Source organism: Staphylococcus sp. HMSC14D10, from assembly GCF_001808125.1.
Lineage (GTDB): Bacteria > Bacillota > Bacilli > Staphylococcales > Staphylococcaceae > Staphylococcus > Staphylococcus haemolyticus.
On sequence record NZ_KV792248.1, the window covers coordinates 56975 to 77790 of the forward strand.

Below are 20816 nucleotides of genomic sequence, written 5' to 3' on the forward strand. Positions count from 1 at the left end.
TTTAAGCTGCAAAAATTATCGCTTGATAGAAAACATTTATCACTCAATTAAAATATAAAAATGACATGAAGTAGCGTTCAACAATATACATTGCACTTTTCACCAACCAGTACATCTCTATATAAGTAATAATTGCCTACTCATCTTCATGCGAACTTAAGATTATTTTAAGTATTTTCAAACTAAATGTCAACGCTCAACAAAATCATAAGGAGAAACATCCCCCATATTAATCATTGGATTGATTTGATATAACGTAGATTCACTTAAAATGACTTGATCATCTTTAGTATCAACGTCGTGAATTGTATTCATTGCCTCTTCATCTTTACTCACAGTATTTGAAATTGTTACATCACTTTGTTTATGGTCTATATCAAAATATGACAAGATTAGCTCTTGCAATTGTGTATGTCGTAATTGTCCTTGCGTATTTAATCCAATTTCAAATGCGGTTGAATCTCCAAGTAATACTAATGATTGTTTAGCACGTGTAAATCCTGTATAAAGTATTGGTCGCTGTAACATTCTAAAATACTGCTTGACGATAGGCATAATTACAATAGGAAATTCAGATCCTTGTGATTTATGAATAGATGTGCAATAAGCATGTGTTAATTCTAATAAATCTTGACGAGTGAAAGTAATCTCGTTACCTTCGAAATCAACAACCATAACATCTTTATTTAAAGCATTTTCTTTAGCCCAAAATATACCAACAATTATTCCTATGTCACCATTGAAGATATTATCATTAGGACGATTAACTAACTGAAGAACCTTATCACCTTTACGAAACTTTATATCACCAAATTCAATTTCTCGTGTATCTTGTGCCTTAGGGTTTAAAATATCTTGTAATACTTGATTTAATCTTTTAATACCTGCGTTACCCTTATACATAGGCGCCAAGACTTGAATATCACTCATATCATAACCCTTATTAACTGCACTTGAAACTACTTTTTCAACTACTTTAGGAATTTGATCGACATTACAACTTATAAAACTCCTATCATGAAAACGCTTTGTAATATCTATTGGCTCACCGTGTTTCATACGATGCGCTAAATCGATGATACTTGAACCATCTTGTTGACGATAAACTTCAGTTAGATTAACTCGAGGTATTGCCTTCGAATCAATAAGATCCTTAAATATTTGACCTGGTCCAACTGAAGGTAATTGATCTTCATCACCGACTAAAATAATTTGTGCATCTAGGGGAACTGCACTTAAAAATTGGTGAAACAACCATGTATCTACCATCGACATTTCGTCAATAATTATGAGCTTTGCTTTAATTTCATTATCTAGAATGTCTTCTGGTTGTGTTTCTTGATTCCATCCAATTAGACGATGAATTGTCATTGCTTCCAACCCTGTAGATTCTTGTAATCGTTTAGATGCTCTACCTGTTGGTGCTGCAAGGACAATAGGATAGTCATCTTCTTGATAGTCTGAGTAACTAAGAGAAAGACCATGTACCTCTGCATAAAGCTCAACGATTCCTTTGATTACTGTTGTTTTACCTGTACCAGGACCACCGGTTAAAAGCATAATTTTAGAATTAATTGCAGTTTGTAAGGCCTCTTTTTGAGATGGTGCATAATGCACATTATTACTAGTCTCTATATCCCCTATATGTATCTGTAAATCAGATTGTTCTATTTCTTTTAGCTTATGTTTGTATGTTTTAATTCGATATAAATTTTGAACACTTTTGAGTTCGGAGTAATAAAGACTAGGAATGGCGACTCGCTCATTGTTTACAATAATTTTTTGTTCCTCATTTAATAATTCGAGAATATTTTCAAGCTGTTTTGAATCGATACTATCACTGGAATGAGCATCCATTAGCATGTCTAATGTCACTTCAATGGCATAATCTAGTGATAAATAGGTGTGACCTTGTTTTATACATTCTTCTTCTAGCGTATATAATAATCCTGCTTTCAATCGTTCTGGATTATTAAAACTAATGCCATTATTTCTAGCTAAAGTATCAGCTTTATTAAAACCAATTCCTTTAATATCATAAACGAGTTGATAAGGGTTATTTTCGAGCACATTTAAAGTCTCGGATTGGTAAAATTGATAAATCGCCATTGATAATTTAGGTCCGAAGCCTAAATCATGTAATCGAATCATAATTTTTTCGGACTCTTGATTGGCATTAATTTGATCAGCAATTTGCTTTTGTTTCTTTTTCGGTAAATTTGAAACCTTCTCTAAAACTGATGCGTCTGCCATAATATCATTTATCGCATTTTCACCAAGTGAATTTACAATATTTTGAGCAGTTTTTTTACCTATACCTTTGAATAAGTCACTTGATAAATATGTAATAATAGCATCCTTAGTTTGAGGGACCTCTTTTTCAAAAGTGTCGGCTTTCAATTGCTTGCCATAACGTGGGTGCTCTACCACTTGTCCTTTAAAAGTGTATACATCTCCTTCCACAATATTTGGAAAGAACCCTACAACTGTTGGTAAATTACCAAATGATTCATTAGTTTCAATTGTTTCCACTTTAATGACTGTATAGAAATTATCATTATTTTGAAATAAAATAGCATCTACAGTACCTTTAATCATTGAATAATCAAATAGTGTAGGGTCAGACATATTACTCCTCCTCATTCTTTATAGCTTCAAACGTTTTCTTAGCATGTTGACTTAGCAAGTGATTTGGATCTATAGATATAGCCTTGTCAAAATAAGACATAGCTAAATCAAGATCTTCAGTATCCATGTAAGTGGCTAAACCAAGATTATATAAAGCATCGACATGCTTTGAATCTATATCTAAAACAATTTTTAGTTGATTTATAGCTTGGTTAAACATTTCTAAATGACATAGTGCCAGACCATATTGAAATTGAACTTCTGCATCTTGATTCTTATCTAATTCTGCTGCAGTCATAAAGTAAGGTAAAGATTCTTTTGGTGCATCTAATTGGTTAAATGACATACCAATCATGTAATTAGTATCTATTTTATCCATATTGTATTTAGATGCCAATTGATATAGTTTAATAGCATCACGGTATTTACCTTGATCGTAATAAAGATTGGCTAAGTTGTAATACACTGCACCATTTTTATCATCAATCGTAATTGCTCGTTGAAAGAAACGCTCAGCCTTTTCAATTTCATTAATATCAGCTAATACTATTCCTGCATTGATATAATTTTCAATGGTATTTGGTTCTTCTTCTATGTTTTGAAATAAAGCTTTTAAAGCATCTTCAAGTTGACCATTTTGAATCCACTCATAAATCGTATCTTGTTTCGTTATCATGATTCCACCCAATCTTAAAATTATCTTACGAGAAACGCAGTATTTAATAAAATAAAGATGTAGTAGTATTTTGGAGCAAGACATAAACAATATTTTTGCAAAATTTATTTTAAGTCAATTACTGCCAATATATATTTGTAGCCTGAGGCATTGAATTATGTCCCAGGCTCTTAACAACTCCATCTTTTGTTGGTTTAATTAAACAACATAACTTAACTGACCTGTTGTTTTAAATACATCATCGATAGTTGCTCCACCTAGACAAACTTCCTCATCATAAAATACAACGGCTTGTCCAGGTGTGATAGCACGTACTGGTTCATCAAATGTAACGCGTAAAGCATTTTGACTTTCACGTTGAACAAAAACCTTAGTATCTTTTTGACGATATCTAAATTTAGCAGTACATTCAAATCCGTTGTCCAAATCAACTGGATTTACGAAAGAAAAATCGGAAGCTATTAAATAGTCACTATAGAGAGCATCATGATGGAAACCCTGTTCAACGTATAAAATATTGTCTTCTAAGTTTTTACCTACAACGAACCATGGATCACCATCTCCGCCGATACCAAGTCCATGTCTTTGACCAATAGTGTAATACATTAATCCGCTATGCATTCCCATTTTATCGCCATTCAACATACGCATTTCTCCAGATTGAGCTGGTAAATATTGTGATAAGAATGTTTTGAAATTACGCTCTCCAATAAAACAGATGCCTGTAGAGTCTTTCTTTTTAGCTGTTGCTAAATCTTGCTCTTCTGCTATTTTACGAACTTCTTTTTTATCAATATCTCCAATTGGAAACATAACTTTAGACAATTGTTGTTGAGATAGTTGATTTAAGAAATAAGTTTGATCTTTATTATTATCTACACCTCGTAACATTTCTACATGGCCATCATCATGACGACGTATTCTTGCGTAATGTCCTGTTGCTACGTAATCTGCGCCCAATTTAAGTGCATGCTCTAGAAAAGCTTTAAACTTAATTTCTTTATTACACATTACATCTGGATTAGGCGTACGACCTTTTTTATACTCATCTAAGAAATAAGTAAAGACTTTATCCCAATATTCTTGTTCGAAATTAACGGCGTAGTATGGAATACCAATTTGATTACATACTGCGATAACGTCATTATAGTCTTCTGTTGCAGTACAAACACCATTCTCATCAGTGTCATCCCAGTTTTTCATGAATATTCCAATAACATCATACCCTTGGTCTTTTAGCACATGAGCTGTGACTGAACTGTCAACACCGCCAGACATACCTACAACTACACGTATATCTTTATTAGACACATTTATTCCTCCTTAAATTTATGATATATTTTGTGAATTTCAGCTACGATATATTTTATTTCTTGATCTGTTGTTAATTCATTAAAGCTAAATCTTACTGAGTGTTTAGCACGTTCTTCATCTTCATACATTGCTGCTAAAACATGAGAAGGTGTTGTTGAACCAGCTGTACATGCAGAGCCTGAAGATACATAAATGTTAGCTAGATCTAAAAGTGTTAGCAAAGTTTCCACGTCTATGAATGGGAAATATAAATTTAGAATATGTCCTGTTGTATCGATCATAGAACCATTTACCTCAAAAGGAATCGCACGTTCTTGTAGACTAACTAAGAATAATTCTTTTAATTGCATTAAATGTAAATTATTATCATCTCTATTCTTATGTGCTAATTCTAGTGCTTTTGTTAAACCAACAATTTGTGCTAAATTTTCTGTTCCTGCACGTCGTTTAGTTTCTTGTTCTCCTCCTAGTTGAGAGTACTCTATTGGGGTTTTATCTCTAACTAATAAGACACCTACACCTTTAGGACCGCCGAATTTATGTGCTGTCAAACTTAAAGTATCCATTTTAAAATCTTCAAAATTAACATCTAAGTGTCCGATTGCTTGAACTGCATCTACATGAAATAATGCGTTTGACTCACTAACAATATCTTCTATATCATACATAGGTTCAACAGTTCCAACTTCATTATTAACAAACATTATTGAAACTAAAATAGTGTCATTCGTTAATGCTTCTTTAAGTTGATCCAAATCTATTGCACCTGTATCATCTACATCTAAATAAGTGACATCATATCCTTCTTTTTCCAATTGTTCAAACACGTGTAAGACAGAATGATGCTCAATTTTAGTTGTAATAATGTGATTTCCAAGATGTTCATTTGCGTATACTAATCCTTTAATGGCTGTATTATTTGATTCAGTTGCGCCACTTGTAAAAATGACTTCGCTAGGCTTAGCATTCAATAATTTAGCAACTGTTCTTCTTGATTCATCTAGATAACGACGTGCATCTCTTCCTATAGAATGAATAGACGATGGATTACCAAAATGTGATTTATAAATTGTCATCATCTCTTCAATTACTTCTGGTTTGACAGGTGTAGTTGCAGCATAATCTGCATATACTTCCATTTTTAAGTACACTCCTCACAATATTATCAATGTTCCTATAATAGCACCTGAATAGAAATTTTTCTATATAGTTGTTCATAAACATAAATTTTTCCATTATTTAATATTTTAACACTCAACCACTTTCAAAATTAACCCCACATTAACTTATAAATATTTTTAAATGTACTTTAATTAAATTATTAATATTTTTTCACTAACATTATCGATTATGAGCATTTCAATATAAATTAAACTACATATTTTGTTAAACTGAACCATATTAATTTTATATGAGGAGATGAAAACTGTGGGTAATCTAAAGGTATCTGCATTAAATTTAGTTCCAATAAGAGAAGGTCAGAGTGATAAAGAAGCAATTGAGGATATGATTAGTTTAGCTCAAAAGTTAGATTCACTTAATTATGAAAGATACTGGATTGCAGAACACCATAACGCACCAAATTTAGTAAGTTCTGCAACTTCTCTATTGATTCAACATACACTTGAACATACGAAACGTATTAAAGTTGGATCTGGAGGGATTATGTTACCAAACCATGCTCCTCTAATAGTTGCGGAGCAATTTGGAACAATGGAAACACTTTTCCCAAACAGAGTTAATCTAGGCTTAGGTAGAGCTCCAGGGACTGATATGATGACAGCTAGCGCATTGAGACGTGATCAGCATAATGGCGTATATGAGTTTCCTGAAGAAGTTGAACAATTACAAACTTATTTTGGACCTGGAAATAAACAAGCTTATGTAAGAGCTTATCCTGCTGTAGGTAAAAATGTACCATTATACATTCTTGGATCATCTACTGATTCAGCTCATTTAGCTGCACGTAAGGGATTACCTTATGTCTTTGCAGGTCATTTTGCACCTCAGCAAATGAAAAAGGCTATTCAAATATATAAAGAACTATTTGAACCTTCTGACGTATTAGATAAGCCTTATATGATTGTATGCTTGAATGTGATAGTAGCTGAAAGTGATGAAGAAGCTGAATACCTAGCAAGCACTTTAGCTCAAGTGTTTATTGGTATTGCTCGTGGTAGAATGCAACCAGTACAACCACCTACAAATGACTTACAAGCTCTTCTAACACCTAGAGAATTTGAAATGGCTAAACAAAGATTTAATGATTCGCTAATAGGTTCAGAGGAAACAGTTAAAGAGAAGTTAGAAGCATTTATTGGAGAATATGGTGAAATTGATGAACTCATGGGAATCAGCTATATTTATGATCAAGAAAAGCAATTTGAATCCTTCACTCGTTTACAGAATATTATTGAAAAATTGAATCAATAATCAATATTAAAATTTAAAATTGATGGATAGTGAGAGAATTAAGGTATAATTTGGAGTGGGATATTATTTAATCTCACTCCTTTTATTTGCTTATAAACATTTAGGTATTAGTGCTAAAACAACATTAAATTTAATAAAAATGTTTTGAATTACCTAATTTATAAATATTTATTTACACATAAAAAAGCGATAACATCAAATGTTATCGCTCAAAAATTTAATTATTTATCATCTTTTTTGTCATCGTTGTTTTTTTCAGTATATTCATTGATTTTGTCTTTAGCTTTATCAACTTGTTCGTTATCGCTATTTTTAAATTTATCTGCTGCATCTTTCGCTTTATCCATGAATCCCATAATGAAATTCTCCTTTCAAATTTAAGAATATTTTTATCAATCAAGTATCAAGTTAATTCTGAGATACAAAATAAAGAATGTACCGTACTGTTGTAATTATTATTTACCACACACATTTGTATATAAACATATTTTTTAAAATTAAATATAAAACATGTAACCATCAAGTTTATCATCAGTTTCGACATAGTCTGCTAGATATTTTAAAGTAGTATTATCTAATACTTCTCTAACAGCATCTCTCATTCTTAACCATAACTGTTTTTGTGCAGGTGGTTCTGATTCAATACTTTCGACTATCGTTATAGGACCTTCTAGTAAACGAATAATATCGCCTGCTTTAATTTCGTCAGCTGGTACTCTAAGTTGATAACCACCTTTGGCACCACGAACACTTCGAATTAAACCAGCATTTCTTAAAGGGCCAACTAATTGTTCGAGATATAAATCACTCAAACTGTTTTCTTCAGCAATTGACTTTAAAGATACGCATCCTTGCCCTTCTCTTTTAGCAAGGGAAATCATTAAAGTTAAGCCGTATCTCCCTTTCGTTGATATTTTCATAACATTACCTCACTTAATTCGAATAATATATAATACCATTCTAGCATTTTTTCAGTTAAGATAGTACTAGAAAGGTGTGAAAATAGTGATTACAGAACCTTTAGCTTCAAGAATGAGACCTACTAACATTGACGAAATCATTTCGCAGCAACATTTAGTAGGACCTAGAGGCATTATTAGACGAATGGTTGAAACCAAAAGATTATCATCAATGATATTTTATGGGCCACCAGGCATTGGTAAAACGAGTATTGCGAAAGCAATTTCTGGTAGCACTGACTATAAATTTAGACAATTAAATGCAGTTACAAATTCAAAAAAAGATATGCAAATGGTAGTCGAAGAAGCCAAAATGTCTGGTCAAGTCATTCTTTTATTAGATGAAATTCACCGGTTAGATAAAGCTAAACAAGATTTCTTATTACCACATTTAGAAAATGGTAAGATCGTCTTGATTGGTGCAACAACTTCAAATCCATATCATGCAATCAACCCAGCTATTCGCTCTAGAGCTCAAATATTCGAACTGTATTCATTAGATCATGATGATGTGCGACTCGCAATCAATAGAGCATTAAATGATTCTCAACGTGGCTTAGCTAATTATCATCCCAAAGTAGATGAAGATGCATTAGAATATTTTGCTACGCAAAGCCAAGGAGATGTTAGAAGTGCTTTAAATGCTCTTGAATTGGCTGTTTTAAGTGCTTCAGTTGAAAATGAAATTAGACATATTACTCTCCAAGATGCTAAAGATTGTTTGCAAAAAGGTGCTTTCGTAAGCGATAAAGATGGAGATATGCACTATGATGTTATGAGTGCTTTTCAAAAATCAATAAGAGGTAGTGATGTAAATGCTGCATTACACTATTTAGCAAGATTAATTGAAGCTGGCGATTTACCGACTATTGTAAGACGCTTATTAGTCATTAGTTATGAAGATGTAGGATTGGCTTCACCTAATGCGGGACAACGTACGCTTGCAGCCATTCAATCGGCAGAGCGACTGGGGTTCCCGGAAGCGAGAATACCTCTTAGTCAAGCTGTAATTGAGCTTTCATTATCACCTAAATCCAACTCAGCAATCACTGCGATTGACAGTGCACTTAGTGACATACGTAAAGGTAATATAGGCCAAATTCCTGACCATTTACGAGATGGACATTATGCTGGAGCTAAAGATTTAGGTCGTGCCATAGGTTATAAGTACCCTCATAACTATGAAAATGGACACGTCATTCAACAATACTTGCCAGATAAACTCAAAAATAAAATTTATTATGAGCCTAAATCAACATCAAAAAGTGAACAACAATTTAAAACTATTTATGATAATTTAAGAAACAAAAAATAAAAAAGACTATGAATCAATTAGCCATTATAAATGACTTTTAAATTTGATTCATAGTCTATTATTTATATATTCCCTTTATCTTTAATACGGCGTACAGGTATATTTTTTAAAATGTCATTTACTACGTAACTCGCACAGATTAATCCTACTGTACTTGGTACAAATGCATTTGATGATGGAGGCATTTGCCCTTTACGATTAATAGCGTTTGCATCTCCAACGGTTGCTTTTACATCTTCACGAATTACAATAGGACTTTCATCAGAAAACACGACAGGTACACCCTTTTTTATACCTTGACGCTTTAGTTTATTACGAATAATTTTAGCCATAGGGTCCATATAAGTTTTAGAAATATCTGCTATTTTAAATCGTGTAGGATCAGTTTTATTAGCTGCCCCCATACTTGAAATCATCTTAATTCCTCGTTCTAAACACTCTTTCATCAGATGAACTTTATATATTATAGTATCACTTGCATCGATAAAGTAATCAATATCATAATTATTAAATAAATCCTCATATGTCTCCTCAGTATAAAACATGTGAAGTGGTGTTACTTTACAATCAGGGTTAATAAGTTTAATACGTTCTTCCATCAAAGTGACCTTACTTTGTCCGATAGTTGTAGTGAGTGCATGTATTTGACGATTGACATTTGTGATATCTACGTCATCTTTATCGATTAAAATAATATGACCAATATTGGTTCTTGCTAATGCTTCGGCAGCAAATGAACCAACACCACCTACCCCAAGAACTGCAACTGTTTTTTCTTTTAATAGATCTAAACCCTCTTGTCCATATGCTAATTCGTTTCTTGAAAATTGATGTTTCATTTTAAACTCCTTTATAAAAAACAATACGATAACTTTATATTAACAGAAAAAGACAAATAAAAATACGCAAGACATAAAGCCTTACGTACCGGTAGAGTCCGTGATTGCCGTAGTTATAAAAAGCTTGATCATTCGGCCTGCTATATACAGGTGGGTGCCCTGTTTCTTGTTTTGCAAGTCCTCCAATTGAGGCGTGTGCGCTGCAAGAAAACCTATTGGGCTCCCTGATCAAAAAGTGTTAGGCCCAAATAAAAAGCAAACGTACGAACAATACAGATGACTACCTTATGTTTATATATTACCACAGAGGTATAAATAAAGAAATCCTTATGAACTAGATAGAAATGTATATTTTGTGAAGCAAAACTATAATAAAATTAAGTTTACATAATATTATTATAGTTTTTTAAAGACTGAATATAATTCTAAAAGAAAAACACTAAATAAAAGTCACCAAAATCTATTGTGATTTCGATGACTAATGTATTTATATCCTTCTATATGTTAAATCTAATGACGAATACGTAAAGAAAGCTCTTCTAATTGTTTATCTGAGACTTCACCTGGTGCATCTGTAAGCAAGCAAGTCGCAGAAGCTGTTTTAGGGAATGCAATTGTATCACGTAAGTTTGTACGATTAGTTAGTAGCATTACTAAACGGTCTAAGCCTAGTGCAATACCGCCATGTGGTGGTGCACCATATTTAAATGCATCTAATAAGAATCCAAATTGTTCTCTAGCTTGTTCTTTAGTGAATCCTAATACTTCAAACATTTTTTCTTGTAATTCACCGTCTGCAATTCTGATTGATCCCCCACCTAATTCATAACCATTTAAAACGATGTCATATGCATTCGCTTGTGCGTTTTGAGGTTCTGAATCTAATTTACTAATATCCTCTTGTTTAGGTGAAGTAAATGGATGATGTGCAGCTACATAACGTTTAGCATCTTCATCATATTCTAATAACGGCCAATCTGTTACCCATAAGAAATTAAGTTTATTTTCATCAATTAAACCTAATTCTTTGGCAATTTTAATACGTAAAGCACCTAAACTTTGAGCTACTACATTTGGTTTATCAGCGACAAACATTACTAAGTCTCCTGATTCAGCTTGTGTAAGATCTTTTAAAGTTGCAACATTTGAATCTTCAAAGAAACGAGCGATTGGACCACTCAATCCATCATCAACAACTTTTACCCATGCAAGTCCTTTAGCACCATAAATATTTACGAATTCTGTTAATGCGTCCATGTCTTTACGAGTATAATTGTCGGCTGCACCTTTAGCTACAATGGCTTTTACTTCGCCGTTATTTTCTACAGTATCTTTAAATACTTTAAAGTCCATTTCACGACCTAACTGTGATACATCTTTAAGTTCCATTTCAAAACGAGTATCAGGTTTATCTGAACCATAGCGTCTCATCGCTTCTTCATAAGTCATTCTAGGGAAAGGACCTGATACGTCAATGCCTTTAACATCTTTAACAACTTTTCGTAACATTTCTTCACCCATTTGAATCACATCTTCTTGATCAACGAAACTCATTTCAATATCGACCTGAGTAAATTCAGGTTGACGATCTGCACGTAAGTCTTCATCACGGAAACATTTAACAATTTGATAATATTTGTCAAAACCACTAATCATTAATAATTGTTTAAATAATTGAGGTGATTGTGGTAATGCATAAAATTCTCCTTCATGAACTCGAGAAGGTACTAAATAATCTCTGGCACCTTCTGGTGTAGATTTAGTTAAAACAGGAGTTTCAATATCGAAGAAACCATTGTTATCTAAATATTCACGAATAGCGCGTGTTGTTTGATGTCTCATTTTGAATGTTTGTGCCAACTCTGGACGTCTTAAATCTAAATAACGGTATTTTAAACGGATGTTTTCATCAACATTTTGATTTTCTTCATTAATAGAAAATGGTGGTGTTTCTGATTTATTGATAATTGATATATTAGAAACTTGTACTTCTACTTGACCAGTTTTAATTTTAGAATTCACAGTATCAGGATCTCTCTTTGTTACTGTTCCCTCAACTTCAACTACATATTCTGATCTTACTGTTTCAGCAACACTTAAAGCTTCTTCAGAGAAATCAGGGTTAAAGACGATTTGCACGATACCTTCTCTGTCACGTAAATCGACAAAGATTAAACCACCTAAGTCACGACGATTATGAACCCAACCTTTTAAAGTAACTTTCTGGTTTAAAAGTTCTTCTGTAACTAAACCACAATACGTTGTTCTTTTACTCATTTATATTCTCCTTTTTATTAATTATTTTTTTCTTGAAAATAATTTACTAAGTTATTTAAGTTAATAGTTTCTGTTTCACCTGTTGACATGTCTTTGACATCAATCACTTCATTTTCAAGCTCTTGATCACCGATAACAACAGTATATTGAGCATTCAAGCGATCAGCTTGTTTCATTTGGCCTTTAACTTTACGTTGTAAATAATCTTTGTCGGCTTTTATACCCGATTTTCTGAGTTGATTTAAAAGCTTAACGCTGTATCGTTCAGCTTCTTCACCCATAGTAACGATAAAAAGATCAAACGTATCCTCGACGTCCAATTCAATTCCTTCTTCTTCAAGCGCCAATAACAATCTTTCAATACTTAAAGCGAAACCAATACCCGTTTGATTTGGTCCATCTAATAATTCAAGCAGTCCATTATATCGACCACCACCACATAAGGTAGTTATTGCACCATCATAATTAGGATTATCCATCATTAACTCAAAAGCAGTGTGTGTGTAATAATCAAGACCACGTACAAGGTTAGGATCTTCAACATATGAAATACCTAAATCATCTAAGTGAGTCTTCACTTCATTAAAGTAAGCTTTTGAATCGTCATTTAAGTAATCAGTAATTCTTGGCGCATTTTTAACCGCTTCTTTATCTCTATCAATTTTGCAATCTAGTATTCTCATTGGATTTGTGTGTAATCTTGATTTACAATCATCACAAAATGTATCTATCACTGGCTCAAAATGACGTATTAGTGCCTCATTATATTCTTTACGTGAATCAGCATCACCAATACTATTGATAACTAATTTTAAATGTTTAAGACCAAATGATTCATAGATATGCATCACCATAGCTAGAACTTCAGCATCCATGCTCGGATTTTCAGCGCCAATCGCTTCAACGCCGAATTGAGTGAATTGACGGTATCGTCCTTTTTGTTTACGTTCATATCTGAACATTGGCCCATTATAATATAATTTAACAGGCTGATTTGGAATACCTTGCATTTTATTCTCAATGTATGAACGTACAACAGCTGCAGTTCCTTCTGGTCTTAAAGTTATGCTTCTGTCACCTTTATCTTTAAAAGTGTACATTTCTTTTTGTACGACATCTGTAGAGTCACCCACGCCACGTGCAAACAAATCTGTACTTTCAAATATCGGCGTGCGGATTTCTTTATAATTGTATAATTTCATTAATTTATCAAGTTGATTTTCAATGTAACGCCATTTACTAGAATCTTCAGGTAAGATATCTTGTGTACCTCTAGAAATTCTAATCACACAATCACTCCTTCTTTGTATTTTTACAAACTCTCTTTAATAAAAAAGTCCCTTATATAGCATTTCTACTATACAAGGGACGAATCGCCGTGTTGCCACCCTAATTGTAATTAAATTCGTTAGTAAAACTTAATTACCACTCAAAACGTGTAACGTACGTCAAACGGCTTAATCTATTAAAGCACCTGTTCTTGTGTTCAAAGTAATAAATTACTCAGTATAATCTTCCAGCCATGGATTATATCTCTTCACAATATCAATTATTGCTACCTCTTTCATTTATACTTTCAAGAATCATAACGGTATTATATATAAAGTTCACTAATTATAATAACGAGTTTATGCATAGTTTGCAAGCTTTAAGATGCAAAATATTGTTTTAAACCATCCACTACAGCTTCCTCTACAACTTGTCGATGGATTTGATTTCGTATCATTACCTCATCTGTTGGATTACTTATATATCCTAATTCTAATAATACGGCTGGCTTATTGGTTTGTCTGAGTACTTGGAAGTTCTCTTGTCGAGTTCCTCTATTAAACAACATGGCTTTCTTTTGTATGTTTGTATTTAACGTTTCAGCTAAAGCTTCTTGATTATTTTTATACCAATAAACAGTTGCACCATTAGCATTAGGACTATCAAGAGAATCATTATGTATACTAATGTATGCATCACCATTAAGTTTTCTATCATCTAAGCTAACATATGTATCATCAGAACGTGTTAATTTAACTGTTGCCCCCGCTTTTTCAAGAGCACGTCTCAGTTCTTTAGCTGTTTTTAAAGTATAGTTCTTCTCCAAACTCTTTTTTGAAGTATTACTGGATGCACCCTGGTCATTGCCTCCATGGCCAGGATCTAAGACAATGACCTTATTTTTCAAAGGGTTTACTTTTTTATTCGCATCCGCTTCAATATTTAAGCTTGTGTGCCATCCAGCTATCCAACCTTTTTCAGAACCATCTCTGCTTTCAACTTCTATCCATTTACCTGATTTACTCAATCTAGTAAACGTATCACCTTTTTCGACTTGGTAAATCACAGGATAAGCAGCATTTGGACCAGTTCGTAACTCAGCATTCTCTGAAACTGTAATTCTATTACTCCCTTGATCACTATGATTCATTAACATAAATAATAATATTAAAAATAATATAAAAGCACCTACAACTATCAATGTTGTTAGATTTTTAAGGTCATGTTTAGATAACCATGCATCTACTTTGTTCATATTATTTTGCCATCCTGACTTTCATAGATAATAGTAACTGGACCATCATTGATAATTTCAACTTCCATATCAGTACCAAATTCACCTGTTTTCACTTCAACGTCATAAGCTTTTAAAGCAGTGTTAAATTTTTCGTATAACACATTAGCTTCTTCAGGATTTTTTGAATTTGAAAATCCTGGTCTATTACCCTTACGTACATCAGCATATAAAGTAAATTGTGAAATAGATAAAATTTGACCTTCAACTTGTTGGATATTTAAATTAAGTTTGCCATTCTCATCTTCAAACAAACGAGCGTTAATAATCTTTTTAGCAACTGCATCTATATCTGCTTCTGTTGTATCCTTACCTATTCCGACTAAAAGACAGAAACCCTTGTCGATTTCATTGTGAATGCTTTTATTTGTAACTGCTGCTCTTTTTACTCTTTGTACAACTACTTTCATATTAATAGCACCTCATTAATTCCAAACTCTTGACACTGTATATACATCACTTAATTGTTTTAGTTTTTCAACTACACGGAATACATCATTAACATTACGCACCATAACACTAATAGTGATAATTGCATTTTTATCAGTATCAGACCGCCCATTGATTTTAATAATACTTCCAACTGTAGAATTAACGGCTTGTATTACTTCATTTAATAAACCATTACGATCATATGCACTAACTTCTAAATCTACTTGGTATCGTTGAGTAGAATCTTTAGATTTAACCCACTCAACTGCTATTAATCGTTCTGTTTCATTTTTAACATTAGGACAATCTGTACGATGCACTTTAATACCATGTCCTTTAGTGATATATCCTACAATATCATCTCCAGGGATTGGATTACAACATTTTGAAAGCTTTATCAATACATTCTCTATACCTTCGACATATACACCACTATCAGTGATGATATCATCTTTAATCGGAAGTGATTTAATAACTTCCTGTGCCTCGTTTAGCGCTTTTTGTTTATCTTGTATACGTTGTCTTTCGGTCAATTTATTAACAACCTGTAATGCTGTTACACCACCAAATCCAACTGCTGCAAATAGGTCATCATCATTTGCAAAATTGTATTTCTCATTAACAACTTCTATATTTTTATCAGTTAAAATATCATCTACTCTAAAGCCCTGTTCTTTAATTTCTGCTTCGACCATAAACTTACCTTTTTCAATGTTAGATGAACGGTCTTGTTTTTTAAAGAAACCCTTAATTTTACTTTTAGCGCTTGATGATTTAACTATCTTAAGCCAATCTCTACTAGGTCCATAAGAGTGCTTACTTGTACGAATTTCAATAATATCTCCGGGTTGAAGAACATAATCAATAGGAACAATTTTACCATTAACTTTTGCACCAATCATCTTATTTCCGACTTCGCTATGAATAGCATAAGCGAAATCTATTGGAACTGCTCCATAAGGCAATTCAATAACATCACTTGCAGGTGTAAAAGCGTATACTTTATCACTTTGTAAATCATATTTCAGTGATTCCATAAATTCTTGTGCGTCAGATGATGTATGATCAGCTTCAGCTAATTCTTTTAACCAATTTAATTTATTTTGAAAATCTTGGTTCTTTTCATTAACTGTTTTTCCTTCTTTATATGCCCAATGAGCTGCAACACCATGTTCAGCTATTTCATGCATTTCATACGTTCTAATTTGTATTTCTAAAGGGTCTCCATTAGGACCAACTACAGTGGTATGGAGAGATTGATACATATTCTGTTTAGGCATTGCAATATAATCTTTAAATCTTCCGGGCATTGGTTTCCATAATGTATGGACTAACCCTAAAATTGCATAACAATCATTAATAGAATTAACAATTACACGAATAGCTAATAAATCGAATATTTGATCAAACTGCTTTTTTTGCTTCATCATTTTTCGGTATATACTATAAATATGTTTAGGTCTACCGCTAATTTCTCCAGTGATGTCCATTTTAATCATTTCTGTTTGAATTTTATCTATTGCATTAGCGATATAAGCTTCCCGTTCACTACGCTTTTTCTTCATTAAATTGACAATACGGAAATACTGAACACTGTCTATATATCTTAGTGCAGTATCTTCTAATTCCCATTTAATCGTATTAATACCTAATCTATGTGCTAACGGTGCATAAATTTCTAGTGTCTCTTTTGAGATACGCACTTGTTTTTCTCTAGCCATAGCTTTTAATGTTCTCATGTTATGTAATCTATCGGCTAATTTGACAAGTATCACTCGAACATCTTTTGCAATTGCAATAAATAATTTACGATGATTTTCTGCTTGTTGTTCTTCTTTAGAGCGGTATTTTACCTTTTTAAGTTTAGTAACACCATCAACAATACGCGCTATTTCTTCATTAAACATATCTTTAACATCGTCAAATGTGTACGGCGTATCTTCAATGACGTCATGCAAAAAACCTGCCACTATCGTTGGACCATCTAAACGCATTTCTGTTAATATGCCCGCTACTTGAATAGGATGCATGATATACGGAAGACCATTTTTGCGGAACTGTCCTTGATGGGCTTCATAAGCTATATGGTAACTTTTTAGAACATATTGATAATCGTCAGTTGATAAATATGATTTAGCTTTATTTAGCACTTCATCAGCGCTATATGGATACTCGTTATTCAATATATGACACCCCAACTCATTTGTATTTCAAATACTCAACTCATATTCGAATTTTTGAAAATTAAGAAAACATACATTGTCCTTCATTAATCCGAGTATATCATCTATTTAGATATAGAAATGCGAGTATTACTTTAATTTTATCAAATGTTAAAAGAACTACAAAAGCCTTAACATTTTTATAAATAATAGTTCTATGATACTACAAGTTTTTAAATAAATAAATGGTGTTACGCTGAAATCAAATCAAGTAAACAATTTAACGAAAAAATGGGAATGAGATAGAATCCCATTACGAATTCATTATCTCATTCCCAAAAATTGTTAGACATTAAAAACATGTTAATATGTCTTTTTATTCTAGTCATCTATTCATCATATGAAATTAAACTCATAACATCATAATCTTTAATTTTTTCGATACCATTTAAATATTTAAGTTCGATTATGAATGCAATACCTACGACGATGCCTCCTAGTTTTTCAACTAATTTAATAGCTGCTTCAATAGTACCACCAGTAGCTAATAAGTCATCAGTTATAAGTACACGCTGCCCTGGTTTAATGGCATCATTGTGCATCGTTAAAATATTTGTACCATATTCTAAGTCATATTCATATCGGATGACTTCACGAGGTAATTTACCTTCTTTTCTAACAGGTGCAAAACCAATGCCCATTGAATACGCTACTGGACATCCAATGATAAATCCTCTAGCTTCCGGACCTACAACAACATCTACATCTCTGTCCTTAGCATATTTTACAATTTGATCGGTAGCATAACCATAAGCTTCCCCGTTATCCATAATTGTAGTTATATCTTTAAAACTTACCCCCGGTTTAGGCCAATCTTGCACTTCCGAAACATATTGCTTTAAATCCATTTATCTATTTCCTCCTATTTACTAACCCTTCTGTGATTTGATCCAAGTTTTTAGTTGCGTGAAATCATCATATAGTAAAAGTTTCTCAACTTCCATTCTTGATTGTCTTAATTGATAAACGCGACTTGTTTCAATATTTTGTTTGTTAGCATTATCTACAATTTTAATTATACCATTTTCTTTTGTAACAAAACCTAACTCATAAAATACTTTAAGCATAAATTTTAAAATATTAGGTTTAACATTCAAATGTTGACACAGTAACATACCCTCTTGTTCAAGATTGGTTTCTTTTTTGGTCATTAGCGCTTTGAAACAGCTTTTAAATTGATTTGACGTGGGCATACCATCAAAATATATACTCTGCTGATGTTGCAGTACTAAATAGAGTTGTGAATAATTTAAGTTTTTGAGACTATCTTTAAGACTGTCTAAATCATTGGGCAAGTCTCTTAAAATTACTACTTCATGTTCTTGATCGATTTTATCACCATAATAATAGTAATTATGATTCAATTTTTCTTTTTTAGGGTGTATTAAAAAAGCAACTTTAGTATCGTTTGGGTCTATATTTAATTGTTTACGTTTACTTCGGTAATCTAATATTTGTTCATTATTCGTTGCTATATCTTGAATAATAAACTGTGGTGATTGATTTCCGTTCCATTCATTGATTTGTAAATTTCCTAGTAGATTGATTGGTTGACCAGGTTCAATTTGAGTTGCTAACTGACCATTTTTCCAAAATATGCTTTGTAATTGTAACTGACCGGTTACTAATTTTAAATGGTTTTTATCTTTTCCAATTGCTCTAACATCAACGACTTCATTATCATCAATTTCCAATAATGGTTTTTCAAAGTCTGTGCCAAATGGACTTAGTCTTTGAATATCACGAATGTTATTTATAGAAATATCATTCTCTTCTAATTTAACTGATACATGTTTTGTCGGCTCTAGTGACGTATGTTCTGATAATTTAAACATCCAGTCATTTAATCCTTGCTCTAATGCTTCAATATAATCTATCTCCATAGTCATACCCGCAGCCATATGATGACCACCAAACTTAGAAATTAAATCTTGATGTGCACTCAAAATTTCAAACATTGAAACTTGTTCTATACTACGAGCTGATCCTTTAGCATGATTTTGTTCTAAATCAATATTCAAAATTAAGGTAGGTAATGCATATGTCTCAACAATTTTAGATGCTACTATACCTAAGACACCTTCATGCCAATTTTCTTTAGCTAATAGTAAAAATTGATTGCCATTATTTACTTTTTCTTCAGCAATGGCTAGTGCCTCATCAGTTATCTGAGCTACTATTTCTTTACGTTCAACATTAAAATGTTCTACTTGTTCAGCAAGAAATTCAGCTTCTTCTTCATCTTCGGTCATTAATAACTCAGCAGCTAATGATGCATCCTCTAATCTACCAACGGCATTAAGTCGCGGCCCTATAATAAAACCTACAGTTTCTTCGTTAATCGTGTCATTATAACCAGCTTGGTTAAGTAATGCTTTAATTTGAATCGGGCAGCTTTGATTTAAAAATGATAAACCTTGTTTTACTATAGAGCGGTTTTCATCTGTCATTGACACTAAATCTGCTATAGTACCAATCGCAGCTAAACTTACAAAATAATTAGGAGGATTGTCTAATAAAACTTGAGACAGTTTGTAAGCTACACCAGCACCACATAAAAAGTGAAATGGGTATTCATACTCTGGATGCATTGGATGTACGATGGCATACGCTTCAGGCAAAGTATGTCCAATTTCATGATGATCAGTTACTATGACATCAACTCCTAGCTTTTGTACCATTTCAATCTCTTTATGACCTTGTATGCCATTATCGACAGTTATGATGAGAGACACGCCTTCATCATATGCATTTCTAAATGCAAGTTCATTAGGACCATAACCTTCTGAAAATCGATTAGGAATATACCAACCCACTTCAGCCCCTAATGTCTGCAATGTTTTAACTAATATAGTTGTAGAAGTGACACCATCGGCATCATAATCACCATATACCAATATACGCTCATTTTTATCAATTGCTTCATTGATTCGAGTCACCGCTTTTTCCATATCACTTAATAGCCATGGATCGTGGTTAATGATAGTTTCATCTAATAAGGCTTTAATTGACTCATCATCAGTTATCGATTTACTTTCAAGCAGTTTTTTTATAATCGGTGTTAATTGATATTTTTTTATTAAAGTTTCATTTATGTATTCTGTTGGAGGTTCATAGAGCCAGTTATATTTAGATTTAATCATGTAATTATCCTCCCT

The 20816-nt window shown here is 32.6% G+C and carries 16 protein-coding genes and 1 other RNA gene; 2 read left to right on the plus strand and 15 right to left on the minus strand.

Translation table 11 applies throughout. The features are described from left to right. Positions 1 to 189: 189 nt before the first annotated feature. From HMPREF3134_RS04620 to HMPREF3134_RS04635, 4 genes are all read right to left on the minus strand, one after another. Entirely contained in the window at positions 190 to 2628 is a 2439-nt protein-coding gene (locus HMPREF3134_RS04620) for an SF1B family DNA helicase RecD2 (protein ID WP_046464899.1), read from the minus strand. 1 nt (position 2629) lies between these two features. Then, entirely contained in the window at positions 2630 to 3301 is a 672-nt protein-coding gene (locus HMPREF3134_RS04625; RefSeq protein ID WP_174165713.1) for a tetratricopeptide repeat protein, read from the minus strand. Positions 3302 to 3502: 201 nt separating this feature from the next. Further along, a complete protein-coding gene (mnmA, locus tag HMPREF3134_RS04630; RefSeq protein ID WP_070441093.1) occupies positions 3503 to 4615 on the minus strand; it encodes a tRNA 2-thiouridine(34) synthase MnmA in 1113 nt (370 codons plus the stop codon). A gap of 2 nt (positions 4616 to 4617) precedes the next feature. Then, positions 4618 to 5757 carry a cysteine desulfurase family protein gene (locus HMPREF3134_RS04635; protein WP_011275595.1) on the minus strand — a complete coding sequence of 380 codons (1140 nt, stop codon included), beginning with the start codon at positions 5755 to 5757 and terminating at the stop codon, positions 4618 to 4620. A 280-nt stretch (positions 5758 to 6037) separates the two neighbouring features. Here HMPREF3134_RS04635 and HMPREF3134_RS04640 point away from each other — a divergent pair, with 280 nt between their 5' ends. Beyond that, positions 6038 to 7051 carry an LLM class flavin-dependent oxidoreductase gene (locus tag HMPREF3134_RS04640; RefSeq protein ID WP_083279104.1) on the plus strand — a complete coding sequence of 338 codons (1014 nt, stop codon included), beginning with the start codon at positions 6038 to 6040 and terminating at the stop codon, positions 7049 to 7051. 221 nt (positions 7052 to 7272) lie between these two features. On the opposite strand, the gene HMPREF3134_RS12445 is transcribed toward HMPREF3134_RS04640, so the two are convergent. Together HMPREF3134_RS12445 and cymR are read right to left on the minus strand one after the other, a co-directional pair. Further along, positions 7273 to 7407: an SAS049 family protein gene (locus HMPREF3134_RS12445; protein WP_011275593.1), complete on the minus strand. Its 135-nt coding sequence runs from the start codon at positions 7405 to 7407 to the stop codon at positions 7273 to 7275. 141 nt (positions 7408 to 7548) lie between these two features. Continuing rightward, positions 7549 to 7971 (minus strand): cysteine metabolism transcriptional regulator CymR, encoded by a 423-nt coding sequence (gene cymR, locus HMPREF3134_RS04645; protein WP_033080142.1) that lies wholly within the window; start codon positions 7969 to 7971, stop codon positions 7549 to 7551. Between the two features lie 85 nt (positions 7972 to 8056). Between cymR and HMPREF3134_RS04650 the strand changes: the two genes are divergently transcribed. Further along, complete coding sequence (locus HMPREF3134_RS04650) at positions 8057 to 9325, plus strand: replication-associated recombination protein A (protein WP_011275591.1); 1269 nt, start codon at positions 8057 to 8059, stop codon at positions 9323 to 9325. A gap of 62 nt (positions 9326 to 9387) precedes the next feature. Here HMPREF3134_RS04650 and HMPREF3134_RS04655 read toward each other — a convergent pair whose 3' ends face one another. The 9 genes from HMPREF3134_RS04655 to recJ form a co-directional block, all read right to left on the minus strand. Continuing rightward, on the minus strand, positions 9388 to 10164 hold the full coding sequence (locus HMPREF3134_RS04655) for a tRNA threonylcarbamoyladenosine dehydratase (RefSeq protein ID WP_011275590.1): 777 nt from the start codon (positions 10162 to 10164) through the stop codon (positions 9388 to 9390). 91 nt (positions 10165 to 10255) lie between these two features. Then, a non-coding RNA gene (gene ssrS, locus HMPREF3134_RS04660) (6S RNA) lies at positions 10256 to 10446 on the minus strand. Between the two features lie 228 nt (positions 10447 to 10674). Continuing rightward, positions 10675 to 12441, minus strand: a complete 1767-nt coding sequence (gene aspS / locus HMPREF3134_RS04665) for an aspartate--tRNA ligase (protein WP_011275589.1) — start codon at positions 12439 to 12441, stop codon at positions 10675 to 10677. A gap of 17 nt (positions 12442 to 12458) precedes the next feature. Beyond that, positions 12459 to 13730, minus strand: coding sequence for a histidine--tRNA ligase (gene hisS, locus HMPREF3134_RS04670; RefSeq protein WP_070441100.1), 1272 nt, complete (start codon positions 13728 to 13730; stop codon positions 12459 to 12461). Positions 13731 to 14089: 359 nt separating this feature from the next. Next, positions 14090 to 14965 (minus strand): N-acetylmuramoyl-L-alanine amidase family protein, encoded by an 876-nt coding sequence (locus tag HMPREF3134_RS04675; RefSeq protein ID WP_046464895.1) that lies wholly within the window; start codon positions 14963 to 14965, stop codon positions 14090 to 14092. After that, positions 14962 to 15414 carry a D-aminoacyl-tRNA deacylase gene (gene dtd / locus HMPREF3134_RS04680; protein WP_011275586.1) on the minus strand — a complete coding sequence of 151 codons (453 nt, stop codon included), beginning with the start codon at positions 15412 to 15414 and terminating at the stop codon, positions 14962 to 14964. Before dtd ends, HMPREF3134_RS04675 begins: the two co-directional genes overlap by 4 nt. Positions 15415 to 15429: 15 nt before the next feature. After that, positions 15430 to 17619, minus strand: a complete 2190-nt coding sequence (locus HMPREF3134_RS04685) for a RelA/SpoT family protein (protein ID WP_070441103.1) — start codon at positions 17617 to 17619, stop codon at positions 15430 to 15432. Positions 17620 to 17987: 368 nt separating this feature from the next. Then, entirely contained in the window at positions 17988 to 18506 is a 519-nt protein-coding gene (locus tag HMPREF3134_RS04690; protein WP_011275584.1) for an adenine phosphoribosyltransferase, read from the minus strand. Positions 18507 to 18527: 21 nt separating this feature from the next. Continuing rightward, complete coding sequence (recJ, locus tag HMPREF3134_RS04695) at positions 18528 to 20801, minus strand: single-stranded-DNA-specific exonuclease RecJ (RefSeq protein WP_046464894.1); 2274 nt, start codon at positions 20799 to 20801, stop codon at positions 18528 to 18530. Between the last annotated feature and the right edge of the window lie 15 nt (positions 20802 to 20816).